Source organism: Marinithermus hydrothermalis DSM 14884 (assembly GCF_000195335.1).
Lineage (GTDB): Bacteria > Deinococcota > Deinococci > Deinococcales > Marinithermaceae > Marinithermus > Marinithermus hydrothermalis.
The window spans coordinates 310,001-327,543 of sequence record NC_015387.1; the positions used below are offsets into that span (position 1 = coordinate 310,001).

Sequence of the window (17,543 nt, forward strand, 5' to 3'; positions counted from 1 at the left end):
CCGCGTGCGTGCCCCGCTTGGATCGATCCGTTACCACTTCACGGTGCGGGAGAACGGACGGCACGTGCGGGTGACCAAGACGGTGCATTACTTTCTAATGGATTACCGGGGAGGGCGGATTCGACCCCAGGTTGAGGAGGTGGACGGCGTGGCCTGGGTGCCCGTGGAGGATGCCCTCTCGCGGCTGACGTATGATAATGAACGTGTCATTTTAAAGAAGGGCCTTTCCCGCTGGAGGAAACTATGCGCGAAGCCTTAACCATGGACCTGTACGAGCTCACCATGGCGTATTCCTACTTCAAACGCGGCCTGAACGGGCCGGCCACGTTTGATTACTTCGTACGTGCCCCGACCGAGCACCGCCGTTTCCTTATCTTTGCCGGCCTCGAGACCCTCCTGGACTACCTCGAGAACCTGCGCTTCGAGCCGGAAGACCTGGCCTACCTGGAGTCCCTGGGCTTGTTTGACCGGGAGTTTCTCGAGTACCTGAGAGGCTTTCGTTTTCGCGGCGAGGTCTGGGCTGTACCGGAGGGGGAGGTGGTGTTCCCTGGAGAGCCGTTGGTCCGGGTGAGCGCTTCGCGCATCGAAGCGCAGCTCATCGAGACGTTTTTGTTGAACGCCTTGAACTTCGAGACCCTGATCGCCTCGAAAGCGGCGCGCGTTTTGCTCGCGGCGGGGCTGGAGGCCTCGGTGGTGGACTTCAGCCCGCGGCGGGACCACGGCGTGGACGCGGCCTTGAAGGTCGCCCGCGCAAGTTACCTGGCGGGGTTCGCCGGGACCTCGAACGTCGCGGCGGGCCGGGCGTTTGGGATCCCGGTGGTCGGCACGATGGCGCACGCGTACGTGATGAGCTTTCCCGATGAGCTTTCGGCCTTCCGCGCATTCGCCGAGGACCACCCGAACCCCACGCTGTTGATCGACACCTACGACGTCCTCGAGGGCGCGCGCAACGCACTTCGGGTCGCACAGGAGCTAAGGGCGCGGGGGCGGCAGCTCTTTGGCGTGCGGATCGACTCCGGAGACCTGGCCGCTTTGAGCCGGAAGGTGCGGCGCCTCCTGGACGAGGCGGGGTTTCCCGAGGTGAAGCTCATCGTTTCGGGGGATCTGGACGAGTACCGCATCCAGGCCTTCCGGGAGCAGGGGGGAGTGGCCTGGGGGTACGGGGTCGGTACCCGGCTGGGAGTCTCGTGGGACCTGCCCGCCCTCGGCGGGGTGTACAAGCTCGTGGAGGACGCGCACGGCCCCCGCATCAAGAAGAGCGCGGGGAAGCTGACCCTGCCGGCCAGGAAGCAGGTGTGGCGCCTCGAGGAAGGCGAGGGGTTCCGCGACGTGATCGGCCTCGAGGGGGAGGACCTTCCCGGCCGTCCGCTGCTCCGCAAGGTGATGGTGGACGGCCGGCGCCTCGAGCCGCCAGCGGACCTTAGGGCGCTGCGGGAGCGGGTGCGCGCCCGGATCTTTGCCTTGCCGGAGCCCTTGCGGGTGATCCGGCTTGAGGAGGCGCCCGCCTACCCGGTGGGGTACAGCGCGCGCCTCGAGGCGTTAGTGCGCCGCTTGTAGGGCTTCGCGCAGGAGCCGTTCCGCAGCTTCCTCCGGCGTGAGGTGGCCCTCGGCGACCTGTCGAACGAGGGCGTCGTCCTGCACGCTGCGGCGGCCCCACTCCTGGATGACGCTTACCACCTCAAAACGAGCGCGCTCGAGGCGGTGCGCTTCGAGGAGGCCGTGGGCCACCATGTGGCAGTGGTGCGCCTCGATCGCTTCGAGGAGAGCTTGGGTGCCCTCGCCTTTGGCAGCGATCGCGGTGGTGACCGGGACCTGCCAGCCCGCGGGGCGAGGCGGGGCGAACTCGAGGGTGGCCTTGAGCTCCTGAACCAGCCGTTCGCCGCCGGGCAGGTCGAACTTGTTGATCGTGATGACGTCAGCGATCTCCATGACGCCGGCCTTGAAGGCCTGGACCGCGTCGCCCGCGGCGGGGGTGAGGACGAGGACGGTGGTGTCAGCCACGCGGGCGATATCCACCTCGCTCTGGCCGACCCCGACGGTTTCGATGAGGATCCAGTCGAAGCCGAAGGCCTCGAGGAGGTTGAGGGCGGCGACGGTGGCGCCGGCGAGGCCGCCGAGGGCGCCGCGGCTCGCCATGGAGCGGATGAAGACCCCGTCGTCCTTGTGGTGGCGCATCATGCGGATGCGGTCCCCGAGGATCGCGCCGCCGGTGAAGGGGCTGCTGGGGTCGACCGCGAGGACCGCGACGGTCTCGCCGCGGGCGCGGATGCCTTCGATGAGGCGGTCGGCTAGGGTGCTCTTGCCGGCTCCGGGGCTGCCGGTGAGGCCGACGATCTTGGCGGTGCCCTGGCCGCGGAGGCGCTTGAGGAGCTCGCGCCCCTCGGGCAGGCCGGCCTCCACCCAGGTGAGCGCGCGCGCCAGGGCCCGTTTGTCGCCTTCGCGGAAGCGTTCGGAGACGTTCATGCCTTTATTTTACGCTTTTAGCTCTTGCTGTGTGGAAAGCGTTAGGGATGAACGAGGAGAGGGGCCGGGGCTTGCTCGAGCACTTCCCGGGTGACCGAGCCCAGGAACCGACTCTGGCGGCTCTTCCCCACGAGGATGAGGTCGGCGGCCTCCTCCTCGGCGACCTCGAGGAGGGTCTTCGCGGGCGGCCCCTCGCGCAGCATCGGCCGAGCCCCGAAAGGGCGGGCAAGGGCCTCGAGCTGCCGGGCCAGGAGCTGCGTGTGCGCCTCGTCGCGCCGGGGAGCGCGCGGCTCCGGCATGTGGATGGGCACCGGAGGGTCCGCGACGGGCTCCGCCACGTACAGCAGCGTCAAGCGCGCGCCGGTAGCCTGGGCGATCCGGTGGGCGAGCTCGAGGGCCCGGCGGGAGGGGTCGGCGAACGCGGTGCTCACGAGGAGGTGCTTAAGAGGCTCGACCCGGGCCTCGGCGCGCACCGCGACGACGGGTTTCCCCGCGAGCTCGATGACCCGCTCGGTGATCGAGCCGAGGATCCGCTCGGCGAGGGTCTCCGGGCCGTGGGTGCCCATCACCACCAGGTCGGCGCGTTGGGCGTACTTCAGGATCGCGGGGAGGGGCTTGGTCCACTCGATCTCGAGCTGGGCTTCGGGGTCCAGGGTGGTGAGGCGCTTGCGGGCCTCGGCGCTCCAGTCCTGCCGCGCCTGCTGGAAGAGCGCCTCGAGCTCCGGCGTCCAGTAATCCCCGTATGGGGAAGGCCGGGGTGGGGGTTCGATCGCGTGCAGGAGGGTCAGCTGGCCGTTCAAGGCCGTACGGAGCGCCTGGGCGACCGCGTGGGCGCGCATCGCCGCCTCGGAGAAGTCCGTGGGGTGCAGGATGCGCATCAGGCCCCCTTAAGCGCGATGCACTCCACCTCGACCCGCACGTCCCTGGGGAGCCGCGCGACCTCCACCACCGCACGGGCCGGGTACGGCTCCTGGAAGAACTCCCCGTACACGCGGTTGAACGCCTCGAAATCGTTCATATCCGCGAGGTACGCCGTGACCTTCACCACTCGGTCCAGGCCGCTGCCCGCGGCCTCGAGGACGGCCTTTAGGTTCTCCAGAACCTGCCGGGTTTGGGCCTCGATCCCGCCCGAGACGCGCTCCCCGGAGGGGGTGAAGGGGATCTGGCCGGAGACGAAGACGAACGGGCCGGCCTGGATGCCTTGGCTGTAAGGGCCGATCGCTTGCGGGGCACGGTCGGTCTGCACTCGGTTCATAACTGCCTCCTATCGCTGGTTGAGTAGGACGAAGAGCAACAACGCGACGTACGCCGCGAGGAAGATGAGGTCGCGGTACTTACGCCAGAAGCTTTGAGGACGGGACGGCTCGATCACCTGGGTGCTCACGGCCTCGGCCTCCTCCCCAAGGCGCAGGGTGACCGGCTCGCCGGTCTCCAGGGGGAGGGCGTAGGGTTTGGGCGCGGTTTCGGGAACGTGCTGGATCCGCACGATCGCGACGCTGATGTTGTCCGGGCCGCCCCACTCGTTCGCGAGCTGCACCAGGCGCCGTGTGGCGTCTTCGGGGGGCAGCGCCTCGAGGACCTCCTGGAGCACCTCGTTCTCCAGCACACCGGAAAGCCCGTCGGAGCAGAGCAGGAACACGTCCCCCGGCCGGACCTTGAGGCCGATCAGGTCGACCCGGGCGTGGGGAAAGGAACCCAGGGCGTTGGTGATCACGTTGCGCCAGCGGTGATTGCGGGCCTCCTCCATGGTGAGGAGGCCTTGCCGTACACGCTCGGCCACCCAGGAGTGGTCCTGAGTGAGTTGAGTGAAGGTGCCCTCGCGCAACAGGTAGGCGCGGGAATCCCCCACGTGCCCGATGAGGGCGTACGGCAGGTCGAGCAGAAGCGCGGTCGCGGTGGTGCCCATCCCCCGCGACTCGGGGCGCTGCCCGGCCTCGTAGATCGCGTGGTTGGCCTCCTCGAACGCTTCGAGCAAGGCGCTGGGGGAGGGGGGCGTGTGGGTGAGGTGATCGAGGATGTGCTGCACGGCGAGCTGGGAAGCGATCTCGCCGGTGCGGTGCCCCCCCATCCCGTCCGCGACGATAAAGACGCCCCCGTACGGGGTGAACCGCTGCCCCACGGCGTCCTGATTGACGTGGCGTTTGCGCCCGGGGTGGGTCAGCACAGCGGCCTCGAGGGCGGTGGCGCCTTCCGGGGCGGGCATATGCGAATTATGCCAGCCGACCCAAGGGCATGGCGGCGGCTCGGAACGGGAGACTCATGTAAAAAAGTCGGTTGACTCAAAACTTGCACTTATGCACCCTGGGGATACCTATGCGCCAGGACCACTTGAAAGGGGCCGCTGGTTTCCCGTCTGATGACGGGTGCCATGACCCAAGCGGCCCTGTCCCTACTTTGGACCCTCCTGGCCCTTTTGCCAAGCCCCCACCTCCAGGAATCCCTCAAGGCCCTGCTCTTGCTCCTCCTCCACGGCCACGGCAAGGCCAGACCCCAGCACAGCCAGGTCAAGTCCCCCTCCGCCCTCTCTCGCTTCCTCAACCGCTACCCCTGGCCCACCCGCGCTCTCATCCGCCTGGCAAGAAAAGAGGCCGAGAAAGCCCTGGACCGGGCCAGAAAGAAAAAAGGCCCCAAGCCCCGTCTCCTGGTGGTCCTGGACCTAGTCACTCTGGAGAAGCGGGGCCGTTTCCAGGCCCTGCCCCTCTCCTTTTTTCACGGCAAGTGGGGACTCCATCTGGTGGTCCTCTACCTCGTCTACGGAGACCTCCGCATCCCTTGGGCCTACCGCCTCTGGCGGGGCAAGGGGGAGAAGGCCCTCTCCCGCCTGGCCCTAAGCCTCCTGGCCTCTCTGCCCCCCTGGATGCGCCGGGCCTTCCGGATACGGGTGGCCGCGGATGCGGCCTTTGGCACCACCGGTTCCTTTTCGGGGTGAAGCGGTTGGGTTTTGAAGCGGTGGTGGGGATGCGGCGGGACCGGAGGCTGCGGGAAGGGGGGAGGCTTGGGGACCTCAGGCGGCAGGGGAGCCGGGTCTACCTTTGGGGGCTTTCCTTCCCGGTCTGGGTGGCCTGGTACCGCTACCCCCTGCCCCAAGGGGGCTGGGAGTGGCGGTACGTGGTGGCCACCTTTCCCGCCACGCCCCGGACGGCGCTCACTTGGGGAAAGAGGCGGTTTGCCATAGAGCACTTCTTCCGCGCCGCGAAAAGCGAGTTCTCCCTGGGGCAGTTTGGGCAGCGGACGGCTTTGGGGGTGCACCGTTTTCTGGTGCTTTCCCTTCTGGCCTACCTGTTGGCCCACTGGGTGGGCATGGAGGGGGAAGGAAGCTGGCGGGAGGCCAGGGAGCGGGCGGCGCGGGTTCTCTTGCCTGAGCTCGTGGTGCAGGTCGCCCTGCGGGAGCTCTATGCCCTGGGTCTCTGGCCGCCGGGGGGAGGGGGTGAAGGTTTATGCGGGATATGCGGGAGGTGCAAGTTTTGAGTTGACCCTTTTATCCTCCCCACCAGGGGCCTCCACCAGCACTCTGGGGAAAGAGTTCCCGTAAGCCTTTCCCAGGGGCTCTTTTCCCCAATCCGCCGATGCCGCATCCGGTAAAGCCCCACCATCAACCAGGATTCCCCCACCTCCAGGCTCCGCAACACCCTCCGCCTGCGCCGCCGCCACAATCGCCCATGCCCTACCTCCGCCACGTTGTTTGTCCAAGGAGGCGGTACCTCGGCCCCCCAAGCCTCCTGCAACCCCTCCCAAGCCCGCACCCAGCCCTCCAAGGCCTTACCCCACCGGGGCAGAAGCTCCTTCCAAAAGAACGCCTCCCTCTCCCCAGGCCCAAGCCCCCGCAGCACCCTCAGACCCTCCCGTATCTCCCCCCACGCCTTCCGGTCCACCTTGGCCCGTACCTCCCGCATCAGGTGGAAAGCGCACCGGGCCCAAAGCAGCCTCCGCCCCAACCAGCCCAACGCCTCCCCTACCTCCTGCGCCCCGTCCGAAACCACCCCCAGCCTTGGAGGTAACCTCCAAAGGAGCTCCCGCACCCGCTCGTAACGCCGCCGATGGCCAAGGTCTCCCCACAGCGGGCAACCCGTCCAAGCCTCAAAGTAAAGGTACCCGTACCCCTTGGGGCCCCGGCCAAAGGCCCATTCATCCACACTCCCCCAGTACACCCGCCCTCGGAGAAGACGGTTCTCCCGCTGAAGGAGCCGTTTGGCCCTGGCCCCCGCGGACCTGAGCCAGCGGAGGCGGGTGGGACGGGTGAGGGGGAAGCCCAGGTTCTTGGCGAGATCGTTTTGGACGCTTTCAGGGGCGCGATGGCTTGCGAGGATGAGGAAGTGCTCCTGGATGGAGATCGCGTACCAGCGGCTTCTAGGGCAGTCCTCCGGGTAGAGAGCTCGTTTCTGGCGCTTGCATTGGGCGCAGCGGATCCGTTTGACTCTGACTTCCTGGATGCCCCGAAAGGTGCGCAGCTTGCGTCTGCGGTAGCCCCCGCTCTCCTCACGGGTGGCTCCGCAGTGGGGACAGGGTACGATGGAGCTCGGGGAGTCCTCAGTCGGCTTCATGGCAGAACCAGACTAAGGGCTCCCCTCTTACTCAACCGAGTTTTTTACATGACCCGGAACGGGAGCGTGGGGCGCACCCTTCGCCGTGCAGGTAGGCGGGGTGGAGTGGTAGAAGCCCGCGCGAGGCGGTACCCTAGAGGTGGGGGGGAGTCCCGCGCTTCGCCCCCCCGAGGTGTACCCGCGGGTTGTTGGGCCTCCGGGCGATCCGGAGGGTGTTTAAGGAGGCAAGAGACTCCATGTTGCTTGCATTTGGTGAGGCGCTGATTGAACTCTCTGGAGACGGAGACGGTGGTACTGCGCTCCTATCGGAGGTAAGCCACTTCACGCCGCGACCGGGCGGGGCGGTGTTGAAACAAGCGCTGGCGGCGGCGCGTCAGGGCGCGCGGGTACGGTTTTTAACCCGTGTAGGCCGGGACGCGTACGGAGGCGTGGTGCGCCGCACCCTGGCCGAAGCGGGGGTCGAGGGGGTTGTGCAGGAGGACCCACAGCTCCCCACCAGTCTCCAGCTTGTGGGCACGGACGCGGTCGCTTACCGCATGGCTGACGCCCAGCTCGAGACCCCGCCCGAGAGCTTCTTCGAAGGCGGTACGCTCCTGCACGCCTCGGCCTGGCCCTTCGGCTTGGACCCAGCGCGCACCACCGCGGTCAAGTTGTTCCGTGAAGGGATCCGCCGAGGGTTGGCGCTTTCCCTCGATTTGAACTACCAGCCCTGGGCGTTCCGCGGGGATTTGCTCGAGGTGCTGCGGCCGTTCCTGCCGCTCTCCTACCTCAAGGTTTCGGAGGAGGCGCTGAACCTCTTGGACCTCCGGCCGGGCGAGTTGTTCCAGCTGGCGCACACCGTGCTGTACTTCCGCGACAAGGGGCTTAAGTTGATCAACCTGTTCGGCGAGCACGCTTTCGACGCCCCCCCCAAGGGGCAGGAGGACGCGGTGTACGGGGCCTTCCTAGCACGGATCGTTGGGGGGGAGGACCCGGAGGAAGCCCTGAAGGCCGCGCTCGCACAGGCCGCGGCCCTGTAGCGCCACAGCCTTGACCCGCCGGTCATTTTCTGGGATGAATAAAGGCATGCGTCCACGCGAAGCCTACGAATGGTTGCTCACCCACCATAAGGAAAGCGCGTACCTGGGTTCGGTACGGGCCCTACTGGCCTGGGACCAGCGCACCCAGATCCCCCCTAAGGGGCACGCGCACCGCGCGCAGCAGGTCGCCCTACTCACCAAGCTGCTCCACCAACGCGCCACCGACCCCCGGATTGGGGAGATGCTCGAGATCCTCGAGGGCAGCGAGTTCACCCAGGAGCCCACCGCGCCCGAGGCGGTGAACATCCGCGAGTGGCGGCGGGCTTACGAAAAGGCCCGGAAGATTCCCGAGCGCCTCGCGGTCGAGCTCGCCCGCACCACCGCCCAGGCCGAGTCCGCTTGGGAGGCGGCCCGCCCCCAAAACGACTGGGCGGCCTTCAAGCCGCACCTCGAGAAGGTGCTCGAGCTCACGCGGGAGGTGGCCGAGGCCCTGGGGTATGAGCGCGAGCCCTACGACGCTCTGCTCGACGGGTACGAGCCCGGCGAGACGACGGCGCGCCTCGAACCGATCTTCGCCCGGCTGCGTGAGGCGCTCGTGGATCTGTTGGGCCGCATCCAAAACGCCCCGCGCCGCCCCGACACCTCGGTGCTGCACCGGCACTACCCCCGCTCCGCGCAGGAGGCCTTCGCTAAGGCGGTTGCGGCCCGGATCGGGTACGACTTCGAGGCCGGCCGCCTCGATCCCACCGCGCATCCCTTCGCGATCGCGATCGGGCCGGGGGATGTGCGCATCACCACGCGCTACGACGAGAACTACTTCTCCGGCGCGTTCTTCGGCACGATCCACGAGGCGGGGCACGCCATGTACGAGCAAGGACTGCCCGCCGAGCACTGGGGCACCCCCATGGGCGAGCCGGTCTCCCTGGGTATCCACGAGTCCCAGTCCCGCATGTGGGAGAACATGGTGGGGCGCAGCCTCGGGTTCTGGCGGTACTTCTTCCCCGAGGCGCAGCGCCACTTCGAGGCCCTAAAGGACGTGGACCTGGAGGCCTTCCACTTCGCGGTGAACGCGGTGGAACCCAGCCTGATCCGCGTCGAGGCCGACGAGGTCACGTACAACCTGCACATCCTGCTGCGCTTCGAGCTCGAGCTGGCCCTGCTCCGGGGGGAGCTCGAGGTGGCGGACCTGCCCGAGGCGTGGAACGAGAAGATGCGCGCCTACCTCGGCCTGACCCCCCCCGACTACCGGGACGGCGTGATGCAGGACGTGCACTGGTCCGCCGGGCTGATCGGGTACTTCCCCACCTACACCCTGGGGAACCTGTACGCCGCGCAGTTCTTCGCAAAAGCCCAGGAGGAGTTGGGGGACCTCGAGGCGATGTTCGCCCAGGGGGAGTTCGCGCCGCTCCTCGAGTGGTTGCGCGAGCAGATCCACCGCCAGGGCATGCGCTACCACCCCCGCGACCTGGTGCGGGCAGTGACCGGGGAGGAGGTCAGCCCCGAGCCACTGATCCGGTACCTGAACGCGAAGTTCGGCGCGCTCTACGAGGTCTAGCGGATCTCGAGGACCTCAGGGTGCAGCAGGAGCGCCCGCTCCGCCAGAAGCGGCGCGAGGACCTTAAGGAAGGCGCTGGGCTGGTCCGGGCGCGGCAGGATCAAGGGTTTCGGCATCGGGACGTTCCAGGCGGGGGCGTCGGGGGGAAGGTCGGCGAGTTCACGCGCGAGCGCGAGGCCGCGCTCCACGTCCCCCAGCTCGTCCACCAGGCCGAGCTCGAGGGCGTCCTGCCCAGCCCAGACCCGCCCGCGCCCGATCTCGTCCACGCGCGCCGGCTCGAGGCCCCGGCCCTCCACGACCCGCGCGACGAAGCGCGCGTAGACCTCCTCGATGTACCGCTGGATCAGCGCGCGTTCCTCCTCGGTCGGGGCGCGGCGGCTGGTGCCGAGCTCGGCGAACCGCCCTAGGGTGATCGCCTCGGGGTTCAGCCCGTAGCGGTGGTTGAACTCCTCGAGGATTCCGAACAAAGTCACCACCCCGATCGAGCCCGTGAGGGTGGTGGGGGCCGCCACGATCCGGGTCGCTTGGCACGCGACGTAGTACCCGCCGGAGGCCGCGACGGGTCCCAGGACCGCGACGACGGGCTTGGTCTTTTTGATCCGGGCGACCTCGCGCAGGATCAGGTCGCTCGCCAGGGCCGAGCCGCCGGGCGAGTCCACGTACAGCACGATCGCCGCGGTTTTGGGGTCGGCCTCCGCTAACCGCAGCGCGCGCAGGAGGCTTTCCGAGCCGGCCTGGTCCCCACCTAGGATGGGGAGGGGGAGGGGCACGCGGCGGGAGGGGCCGGTTACGATCGCGCCTACGAGCGGGACGACCGCGACGCGCCGCGCGGAGAAGACGCGGAGCTTGGGGGGCAGGAAGCGCGCCGCGGCCCGGTAGGGCTGGTGGTGTTTTTGGATGAGCTCGTCCTCGTAGGCCACGCGGTCCACCAAGCCGCGGGCTTGGGCCTCCTTAGCGGAGGTGATGCCCGCGTCTATCCAGTCCCGCACGGTCTGGGGGTCCACGCCGCGTGCCTCGGCTACGGCCTGCGCGAAGACCTCGAAGAACCGCTCCAAAAGCGTGGTGTACTGCTCGCGGTTCGCTTCACTCATCCGTGAGTGCACGAGGTTGTCCCCTGCGCTCTTGTACTCCCGGATCGCTTGCTTCTCGAAGCGAATCCCGTAGCGGTCGAGGAAGTCCTTCACGAAGGTCACGGAGAGCTTGAGGCCGAGCAGGGAGAACTCGGCGCTTTCCGGAACCGCGATGGTCTGGGCCGCGCTCGCGAGGTAGTAGCTGGAAAAATCCACCCGCGTGAGGTACGCGAGGGTTTGCTTTCCCGCGTCGCGCAAACGCTGGACGGCCTCGCGCAGCGCGAAGACCGTCCCGTACGGGGCGCGCAGCCCCTCGATCCTTAGCACCACCCCCTCCACCCACGGGGCCTGAGCGAGGGCCTGGAGTTTTTCCGTCAGCTGCTCGAGGGTTTCCGCGCGCTCCTCAAACCCCCAGATCCGCCCGGTGGGGCGGCGCGCGGGGTAGGGGCCGCCGATCTCGAGGACCACCCACCGGGGGCGTTCTCCGGGCAGGGCCGCGAGCCCGCGGTGGAGAAGGGCCCGCGTATTGTGGCGCAGGTCCGCAAACCAGTGGTGTGCCATACTCCTAAGCTTACCCTCTCGCATCGATGGAGGGCGTTCACGTGCCGGGGATTAGGAGGCGTTAGTCGCGCTTGGGGGTCCAGCGGGTGCGGTCCCGCGCCTCGTACTTCTGCATCACCCGGGTGAAGGCCTCCTCGAGGTCGATGCCGTGGCTGTTGGCCATGGAGACCAGGACGAACAGCAGGTCCGCGAGTTCCATCGCGAGCTCGCCCTCCGCCTCGCCCGGCTTGGGCTTCTTCCCGTGTTGGTGTGCTAGGACCCGGGCGATCTCTCCCACCTCCTCGGTCATGCGGGCGAGCATGAGGAGGGGCGGGAAGTACCCCTCCTCGAACTGGCGAATCCACGCGTCTACCTGCGCTTGGAGGTCCTTGAGCGTGAGGCTCATCCCCTGGATTATACGCGCGCGGCGTAGGCTCCCTGCTGGGGCTTAGGCTGCGGTGGGGGTTCGCAACCCGGAGGCTTAGCGAACGAGGTCCGTAACGGGCGCTTGCGCGTACAGGGCCAGCAGGCGTACCACGGCCTCCACGTCCCCGAGGTCCACCACTTCGGACGGGGAGTGCATGTACCGGTTGGGGATCGAGACGACCGCGGAGGGCACGCCCTCGCGCACCAGAGCGATCTCGTCCGCGTCCGTGCCGCTAAAGCGCCAGTGTGCCGCGAGCGTGTACGGCACCTTCTCCCGCTCCGCGAGCTCCCGAAGCCGCCGGAGCACCTTGGGATGCACGAACGGTCCCACTGCGAGGTTCGCGCCGGAGCCGAGGGGGGCCTCCCCCCACTTCTTCTTGTCCACCCCCGGCTGCCGGCTGCAGAAGGTCACGTCCACCACGAGCGCGGTGTCCGGCCGCAGGCGATAAGCCGCGGTGCGCGCCCCGTACGCTCCGATCTCCTCCTGGACCGTGGCCACCGCGGTGACCTCGGCCGCCACCCCGGCCGCCTTCAGGTAACGGAGCGCTTCGAGGACCGCGAAGGCCCCGATGCGGTTATCGATGGCCTTCGAGGCGACGCGGCGACCCAGGAGGCGTTCCAGGGGCTGCGCGATCACGCCGACCGCGCCGACCTCGAGGTGCGCGCGGGCCTCCGCCCCGTCCTTTGCGCCGATGTCCGCCCATAACTCGTCGATCTTGACCGCTTTTTCGCGCTCGGCCGCCTCGAGGAGGTGGATGGGCTTGCGCCCCACGACGCCCAGCACGCTGCCCTGGGGGCCGAGGAAGCGGAGGCGCTGGCCGACGAGGACCTGGGGGTCCCAGCCGCCAAGCCCTTGGAAGTAGACGTACCCGTCGTCGTCGATGTGCGTGACGATCACGCCGATCTCATCGATGTGCCCGGCGAGCATGAGGCGCGGGGTGCCGCCAGGGTTGATCTGGGCGTAGGCGTTCCCGTGCGCATCCCGCTCCACCCGGTCGGCGAAGGTCTCGGCCTGAGCGCACCAGACCCGGGCGGCCTCGTCCTCGAAGCCGGTAGGGCCGATGGCTCCGAGGAGCCGCTCCAGGAAGGCAAGGTCCAGCTCGAGCTTCACTCCACCACCTCCCGTCCGTCCTGCTCGAGGGCGCGTTTGAAGGCGGTGAGGCCGTCTTGAACCAGGGCGGCTTGATGCTTGGGAGCGAGGGTCTGGATGCGGCGGGTTTCGGGGTCGTACCAAAGGGCTCCCACCGGTTGGCCCGCGGGGTCGCGCAGGATGTAGTGCACGAGCCGGCCGCTTTGAATCCACTCCTGGTAGTAGCGCTCGCCTTCCCCGAAGGGCACCTTGCGCGGCGGGTTCTGGTACGCGGGGTCGGCCCACCACATCACCAGGTGCGGGGCGTCCTCGGGGCGCGTGCGGGTCAGGATGGCGCGTTTGCCGAAAAGCACCTCGTTCACAGGGAACAGTATAGGCGGCGCGGGCAGCCCTTAATATAAGGGGTGTGAAGGCGTTGGCCCTGATCGCGCACGACGGGAAGAAGCTGGACCTCATCAGCTTCGCCAAGGATCACCGCGAAACCCTCGCCCGTTTCGACCTGGTGGCTACCGGGACTACGGGCCGGTTGCTCCGGGAGAAGGTGGGGCTTACGGTACGGACGCTCGCTTCGGGGCCGTTGGGGGGGGATTTGCAGATCGGGGCCATGGTCGCGGAAGACCGGGTGCTCGCGGTGATCTTCTTCCGGGATCCCCTGACCGCCCAGCCGCACGAACCGGACGTGTCGGCCCTCATGCGCATCTGCGACGTGCACAACGTCCCGCTGGCGACGAACCTGGCCGCTGCGGAGGCGGTGTTGGCGTGGTTGGAGCATGGAGCTGAGGGAGCTGCTTGAGGCGTTGCTCGAGGAGAACCGCGAGCTCCTCGAACGCCTGCCGGTCCCGGAGGGGCTGGCGGCGTACGTGGAGGAGCTGGTGCGGGCCGGGGACGGCGCGAAGCTGCTCGCGCTCCTCAAGCTGGCGTACGTGATCGGCGTGCAGCATGGCGCGGCGCGGAGCTCGGGCGGCGGGCCGGGGCCTCGAGGGCCGTTCATTCAGGCCTAGTGCCGGTTCGCACGGCACGTTTAGCCCGTTGCGCTCGGGGGTAGACTGGTAGCGTGAGCGGGCTGAAGCGACTGCACGACGCGCTAGGGGCGGTGTACGCCGAGGTTCGCGGCGTGGCCGTGCCGTGGCGCTATGGGAATGAAGCGGCGGAGCACGCGGCCCTTCGGACGGGGGCGGGCCTCGTGGACCAGAGCGAGCGCGGGGTGCTGGCCCTTTCCGGCGCGGACCGCGTGGATTTCCTGAACGGCCAGTGCACAGCGAACATCAAGGCTTTAACGCCTGGCGGGGTGGTGGAGGCCCTGTTTTTGAACGCGCGGGGCCAGGTGGAGCTCTTCGGCACGGTGTACCACCGGGGGGAGGCGCTTTGGATCACCGCCCCCTCGGGGATGAGCCAAGCGCTCGAGGCGCGCTTTCGGCGGTACATCATCTTCGACCAGGTCGCGCTGGAACCCTTTGAGGCGGCGCAGTTCCGGCTGGTGGGGCCCAAGGCGGGCGAGGTGCTTGGGCGTGCTGGGTACGCGCTGCCGGAGGCGGGGCGTTTCGTGGAGGTGAAGGGCGGCCTGCTGGCCCGGGACGCGCACGGGTACGCCCTGGTCGTGCCCGTGGAGGACGCGGAGGCGGCGTGGCGGGCGTTGTGCGCGGCGGGCGCGACCCCGGTGGGGCGGGGGGCGTTGGAGGTGTGGCGGGTCGAGCGGGGGATCCCCGACCTGCCCGAGGCCCTGGGGCGGCTGCCCCAGGAGGTGGGCCTCGAGGACCTGGTGCACCCCGGCAAGGGGTGTTACCTGGGCCAGGAGATCATGGCGCGCCTGGAGGCGCGGGGGAACGTCCGTCGCCGGTTGATGGGCCTGCGGCTCGGGGAGGTGGTGCCTTCGGGCGCGGAGGTAACGCACGAGGGTCGGGCGGTGGGCCAGGTGGGAACGGTGGTGCGCTCCCCCCGGCTGGGAGCGGTGGCCCTCGCGGTGCTCGGGAAGGCGCTCGAGCCTGGGGACCGGGTGGAGGTCGGGGGGGTGGCGGCTGAGGTGGCCGCGCTGCCATTCGTTGATTGATAAATTGAGCGGGGCGTGTTATGTTGATAGCAGAAATCATCGGGGTGGGGAGCGAGTTGATTCGGGGGGACACGCTGGACACCAACACCGCCGAGATCGCGCGCAGCCTCGAAGCTTACGCGGTCCGTGTGGACCGTACCCTGCGGGTCGCGGACGACCTCCAAGCCCTCGCGGAGGCCGTGCGGGAAGCCTGGCGGCGGGCGGACCTCGTGGTGCTCTCCGGTGGTCTCGGCCCCACCCCGGACGATCTCACCCGCGAAGCCATCGCCCAGGCCCTCGGGGAACCCCTCGAGCTCGACGCGGCGATGCTCGAGCGGATCCGGGCCTTCTTCGCGGCCCGCGGGCGGGCGATGCCGGAGGGAAACCAGAAGCAGGCCCTGCGGATCCCCTCGGCCCGGTGGCTGGAGAACCCGCGCGGCACCGCGCCTGGCTGGTGGGTCATCCGGGAGGCCAAGCAGCTCGTGGCCTTGCCGGGGCCGCCCGCGGAGTGGCGGCCGATCTGGGCTGAGCTGCTGCCGCAGCTGGGCCTGCCCCCCGCGCCGCGCGTTCGGAAGGTCTACAAGACCTGGGGGCTCGGCGAGTCCACGCTTGTCCAACGTCTCGGTCCCCTCGCGCGTCGAGGGGATCCCGCCCTTGGCACCTACGCCCACCCGGACGGGGTGCACGTGGTGATTGAGGGTACCGACCCCGCGGCCACCCGCGCGCTGGCCCGGTCGGTACGCGCCCGATTGGAGGCGTACATCTGGGGAGAGGACGACGCCACCCTAGCCCAAACCCTTCTCCGGAGGCTCGAGGCCCGGGGCGGTACCCTGGCCGTCATGGAATCCCTCACCGGGGGGCTCGTCACCTCGCTCCTCACCGATGTGCCCGGCGCATCCCGGGTGGTGTTGGGCGGCGTGGTATCGTATTCCGCAGGGGCTAAGGCACGCTTTGGCGTGCCGGAAGCGGTGCTAGAAGCGCACGGCACGGTTTCGGCCGAGGCCGCGCGGGCCATGGCTGGGGCCGTAAGGGCGTTGTTCGGGGCCACCCACGGGATCGCCACCACGGGGGTGGCGGGACCGCAGCCCCTCGAGGGACACCCTGTGGGTACGGTGTACGTAGGGGTCGCCGGCCCCGATGGCAGCGCGGCGCGGGCGTACCGGTTCCCGCCCGTAGGCCGGGAAGCGATCAAGCTCCGGGCGGCCTACGCGGCCCTCGCGTACTTTTGGAGTCAGACATGAGGCTGTTCTACGCGGTGTTCGTACCCAAGCCTGTGCAACAGGCCCTGGCCGAAGCGCAGAAACGACTGGTGGGTCGGTGGAAACCCGTCCTTCCCGCACAGATGCACGTAACGCTGCTCTTTCTCGGCGAGGTGCACCCCAAGGCCCTGGAGCGGCTCGTCCACGTTGGGCGTGACCTGGGGCGGTCCGTGCCCGCGTTTACCGCCGTGGTGCGCGGGACGGGGTACTTCCCCAACGAAGGCAAGCCCCGGGTGTGGTTCGCCAAGGCGGAAGGCGAAGGGTTCGAGCCGCTCGCGGAAGGCTTGAAGGCACGCCTTTCCGACCTGATCGAGGAAGACCGTCCCTTTAAGGCCCACATCACCCTCGCGCGCCGCAAGGGGCCCGCGCCCCGGGTGGGGCCGGTGGTGTTCAACCTAGAGTTTCCCGTGCGGGATTTCGCCCTGGTGCATTCAGAACTCCGCCGGGAAGGGCCGGTGTACACGGTGCTCGAACGGTTTGCGCTAAAGGAGCGTGAAGAGAATGGAAAACCTGGACAAAGAGCGGAAGAAAGCCTTGGAAAGCGCCCTGAAGCAGATTGAACGCCAGTTCGGCAAGGGCTCGATCATGCGCCTGGGCGAGGCGCCGCGGCAGCAGGTGGACGTGATCCCCACGGGCAGCCTGGCCCTCGACCTGGCCCTCGGCGTAGGGGGCATTCCCCGCGGGCGGATCATCGAGGTGTACGGCCCTGAGTCCGGCGGGAAGACCACCCTCGCGCTGCACATCATTGCCCAGGCCCAAAAGCGGGGGGGCGTGGCGGCATTCGTGGACGCGGAGCACGCCCTGGACCCCGTCTACGCCCGCTCGCTCGGCGTGAACGTCGACGACCTGCTCGTCAGCCAGCCCGACACCGGAGAGCAGGCCCTCGAGATCGTGGAGCTCTTGGTGCGCTCGGGGGCGGTGGACGTGATCGTGGTGGACTCGGTCGCCGCGCTCGTGCCCCGCGCGGAGATCGAGGGGGAGATGGGAGACGCGCACGTAGGGCTGCAGGCCCGGCTCATGAGCCAGGCGCTCCGTAAACTGACCGCCGTCCTCGCCAAGTCCAACACCGCGGCGATCTTCATCAACCAGATCCGGGAGAAGGTGGGGGTCATGTACGGCAATCCCGAGACCACCCCCGGCGGGCGCGCCCTGAAGTTTTACGCCTCCGTACGGCTCGACGTGCGCCGTAGCGGGCAGCCCATCAAGCAAGGCAACGAAGCAATCGGCAACCGCGTGCGCGTCAAAGTCACCAAGAACAAGCTCGCCCCGCCCTTCCGCGAGGCGGAGATCGAGCTCTACTTCGGCAAGGGAATCGACCCCATGGCCGACCTCGTGACCGTCGCGGTGGCCCAGGAGGTCATCCAGAAGGCTGGCTCGTGGCTCTCCTACGGAGACACCCGGCTGGGCCAAGGAAAAGAGCGGGCCGCCGAGTTCCTGCGCGAGCACCCCGAGCTGGCCGAGGAGATCCGCGCGCGCGTGCTGGAGGCCGCTCGGTCAGCCGCGCCGCAAGTGCCCCGGGAGGCGGCTGAGGTCGGCTCCGTCCAGGAGTAAAGG

At 68.6% G+C, this 17,543-nt stretch carries 18 protein-coding genes and 1 pseudogene (1 of these 19 cut by a window edge); 11 read left to right on the plus strand and 8 right to left on the minus strand.

What is annotated here, in order from left to right:
- Positions 1-259: the 3' portion of an NUDIX hydrolase gene (locus MARKY_RS01625; RefSeq protein ID WP_013703128.1), read on the plus strand. It extends 182 nt beyond the left edge of the window; the window shows 259 of its 441 coding nt (coding positions 183-441); the start codon falls outside the window, past its left edge; its stop codon occupies positions 257-259.
- The gene (locus MARKY_RS01630) at positions 244-1,557 is read left to right on the plus strand and encodes a nicotinate phosphoribosyltransferase (protein WP_013703129.1); all 1,314 of its coding nucleotides are present in this window, start codon (positions 244-246) and stop codon (positions 1,555-1,557) included. The genes MARKY_RS01625 and MARKY_RS01630 overlap by 16 nt, the downstream gene beginning before the upstream one ends.
- Here the strand turns inward: MARKY_RS01630 and meaB are convergent.
- The 4 genes from meaB to MARKY_RS01650 are packed head-to-tail and all read right to left on the minus strand — an operon-like array spanning position 1,540 to position 4,666.
- Positions 1,540-2,463, minus strand: a complete 924-nt coding sequence (gene meaB / locus MARKY_RS01635; protein ID WP_013703130.1) for a methylmalonyl Co-A mutase-associated GTPase MeaB — start codon at positions 2,461-2,463, stop codon at positions 1,540-1,542. The two genes, MARKY_RS01630 and meaB, sit on opposite strands and share 18 nt — an antisense overlap.
- Positions 2,464-2,504: 41 nt before the next feature.
- Positions 2,505-3,341: a universal stress protein gene (locus tag MARKY_RS01640; RefSeq protein ID WP_013703131.1), complete on the minus strand. Its 837-nt coding sequence runs from the start codon at positions 3,339-3,341 to the stop codon at positions 2,505-2,507.
- Entirely contained in the window at positions 3,341-3,718 is a 378-nt protein-coding gene (locus MARKY_RS01645; RefSeq protein ID WP_013703132.1) for a RidA family protein, read from the minus strand. The genes MARKY_RS01640 and MARKY_RS01645 overlap by 1 nt, the downstream gene beginning before the upstream one ends.
- Before the next feature lie 9 nt (positions 3,719-3,727).
- Entirely contained in the window at positions 3,728-4,666 is a 939-nt protein-coding gene (locus tag MARKY_RS01650) for a Stp1/IreP family PP2C-type Ser/Thr phosphatase (RefSeq protein ID WP_013703133.1), read from the minus strand.
- 165 nt (positions 4,667-4,831) lie between these two features.
- On the opposite strand from MARKY_RS01650, the pseudogene MARKY_RS01655 reads away from it, so the two are divergent.
- The 3 genes and pseudogenes from MARKY_RS01655 (at position 4,832) to MARKY_RS01665 (ending at position 9,578) form a co-directional block, all read left to right on the plus strand.
- A pseudogene (locus MARKY_RS01655) lies at positions 4,832-5,931 on the plus strand (transposase).
- A gap of 1,309 nt (positions 5,932-7,240) precedes the next feature.
- Positions 7,241-8,023 carry a carbohydrate kinase family protein gene (locus MARKY_RS01660; RefSeq protein ID WP_013703135.1) on the plus strand — a complete coding sequence of 261 codons (783 nt, stop codon included), beginning with the start codon at positions 7,241-7,243 and terminating at the stop codon, positions 8,021-8,023.
- Positions 8,024-8,069: 46 nt separating this feature from the next.
- A complete protein-coding gene (locus tag MARKY_RS01665) occupies positions 8,070-9,578 on the plus strand; it encodes a carboxypeptidase M32 (protein ID WP_041657764.1) in 1,509 nt (502 codons plus the stop codon).
- Here MARKY_RS01665 and sppA read toward each other — a convergent pair.
- The 4 genes from sppA to MARKY_RS12035 all read right to left on the minus strand — a co-directional run bounded on the left by sppA (position 9,575) and on the right by MARKY_RS12035 (position 13,066).
- Positions 9,575-11,209, minus strand: coding sequence for a signal peptide peptidase SppA (gene sppA, locus MARKY_RS01670; RefSeq protein ID WP_013703137.1), 1,635 nt, complete (start codon positions 11,207-11,209; stop codon positions 9,575-9,577). The genes MARKY_RS01665 and sppA overlap by 4 nt on opposite strands.
- Before the next feature lie 61 nt (positions 11,210-11,270).
- Entirely contained in the window at positions 11,271-11,594 is a 324-nt protein-coding gene (locus MARKY_RS01675) for a nucleotide pyrophosphohydrolase (RefSeq protein WP_013703138.1), read from the minus strand.
- Between the two features lie 75 nt (positions 11,595-11,669).
- Positions 11,670-12,725 (minus strand): M42 family metallopeptidase, encoded by a 1,056-nt coding sequence (locus tag MARKY_RS01680; RefSeq protein ID WP_013703139.1) that lies wholly within the window; start codon positions 12,723-12,725, stop codon positions 11,670-11,672.
- Complete coding sequence (locus MARKY_RS12035; protein WP_013703140.1) at positions 12,722-13,066, minus strand: type 1 periplasmic-binding domain-containing protein; 345 nt, start codon at positions 13,064-13,066, stop codon at positions 12,722-12,724. The genes MARKY_RS01680 and MARKY_RS12035 overlap by 4 nt, the downstream gene beginning before the upstream one ends.
- Positions 13,067-13,110: 44 nt before the next feature.
- Here MARKY_RS12035 and mgsA point away from each other — a divergent pair, with 44 nt between their 5' ends.
- The 6 genes from mgsA to recA are packed head-to-tail and all read left to right on the plus strand — an operon-like array spanning position 13,111 to position 17,540.
- On the plus strand, positions 13,111-13,497 hold the full coding sequence (gene mgsA / locus MARKY_RS01690; RefSeq protein ID WP_013703141.1) for a methylglyoxal synthase: 387 nt from the start codon (positions 13,111-13,113) through the stop codon (positions 13,495-13,497).
- The gene (locus tag MARKY_RS01695; protein WP_013703142.1) at positions 13,475-13,705 is read left to right on the plus strand and encodes a hypothetical protein; all 231 of its coding nucleotides are present in this window, start codon (positions 13,475-13,477) and stop codon (positions 13,703-13,705) included. Before mgsA ends, MARKY_RS01695 begins: the two co-directional genes overlap by 23 nt.
- 53 nt (positions 13,706-13,758) lie before the next feature.
- Positions 13,759-14,751: a CAF17-like 4Fe-4S cluster assembly/insertion protein YgfZ gene (gene ygfZ / locus MARKY_RS01700; RefSeq protein ID WP_013703143.1), complete on the plus strand. Its 993-nt coding sequence runs from the start codon at positions 13,759-13,761 to the stop codon at positions 14,749-14,751.
- A 20-nt stretch (positions 14,752-14,771) separates the two neighbouring features.
- A complete protein-coding gene (locus MARKY_RS01705; RefSeq protein ID WP_013703144.1) occupies positions 14,772-15,971 on the plus strand; it encodes a CinA family nicotinamide mononucleotide deamidase-related protein in 1,200 nt (399 codons plus the stop codon).
- The gene (thpR, locus tag MARKY_RS01710; protein ID WP_013703145.1) at positions 15,968-16,549 is read left to right on the plus strand and encodes an RNA 2',3'-cyclic phosphodiesterase; all 582 of its coding nucleotides are present in this window, start codon (positions 15,968-15,970) and stop codon (positions 16,547-16,549) included. Before MARKY_RS01705 ends, thpR begins: the two co-directional genes overlap by 4 nt.
- Positions 16,491-17,540, plus strand: coding sequence for a recombinase RecA (recA, locus tag MARKY_RS01715; protein WP_013703146.1), 1,050 nt, complete (start codon positions 16,491-16,493; stop codon positions 17,538-17,540). The genes thpR and recA overlap by 59 nt, the downstream gene beginning before the upstream one ends.
- The last annotated feature ends 3 nt before the right edge of the window (positions 17,541-17,543 follow it).

Bases quoted from the DNA above. Each gene is read 5' to 3' on its own strand.
- MARKY_RS01645 (WP_013703132.1), bottom strand. From the start codon at position 3,718: ATGAACCGAGTGCAGACCGACCGTGCCCCGCAAGCGATCGGCCCTTAC.
- MARKY_RS01705 (WP_013703144.1), top strand. From the start codon at position 14,772: ATGTTGATAGCAGAAATCATCGGGGTGGGGAGCGAGTTGATTCGGGGG.
- MARKY_RS01640 (WP_013703131.1), bottom strand. From the start codon at position 3,341: ATGCGCATCCTGCACCCCACGGACTTCTCCGAGGCGGCGATGCGCGCC.
- MARKY_RS01650 (WP_013703133.1), bottom strand. From the start codon at position 4,666: ATGCCCGCCCCGGAAGGCGCCACCGCCCTCGAGGCCGCTGTGCTGACC.
- thpR (WP_013703145.1), top strand. From the start codon at position 15,968: ATGAGGCTGTTCTACGCGGTGTTCGTACCCAAGCCTGTGCAACAGGCC.
- MARKY_RS01665 (WP_041657764.1), top strand. From the start codon at position 8,070: ATGCGTCCACGCGAAGCCTACGAATGGTTGCTCACCCACCATAAGGAA.
- recA (WP_013703146.1), top strand. From the start codon at position 16,491: ATGGAAAACCTGGACAAAGAGCGGAAGAAAGCCTTGGAAAGCGCCCTG.
- meaB (WP_013703130.1), bottom strand. From the start codon at position 2,463: ATGAACGTCTCCGAACGCTTCCGCGAAGGCGACAAACGGGCCCTGGCG.
- MARKY_RS01630 (WP_013703129.1), top strand. From the start codon at position 244: ATGCGCGAAGCCTTAACCATGGACCTGTACGAGCTCACCATGGCGTAT.
- sppA (WP_013703137.1), bottom strand. From the start codon at position 11,209: ATGGCACACCACTGGTTTGCGGACCTGCGCCACAATACGCGGGCCCTT.
- MARKY_RS01660 (WP_013703135.1), top strand. From the start codon at position 7,241: ATGTTGCTTGCATTTGGTGAGGCGCTGATTGAACTCTCTGGAGACGGA.
- MARKY_RS01695 (WP_013703142.1), top strand. From the start codon at position 13,475: ATGGAGCTGAGGGAGCTGCTTGAGGCGTTGCTCGAGGAGAACCGCGAG.
- MARKY_RS01675 (WP_013703138.1), bottom strand. From the start codon at position 11,594: ATGAGCCTCACGCTCAAGGACCTCCAAGCGCAGGTAGACGCGTGGATT.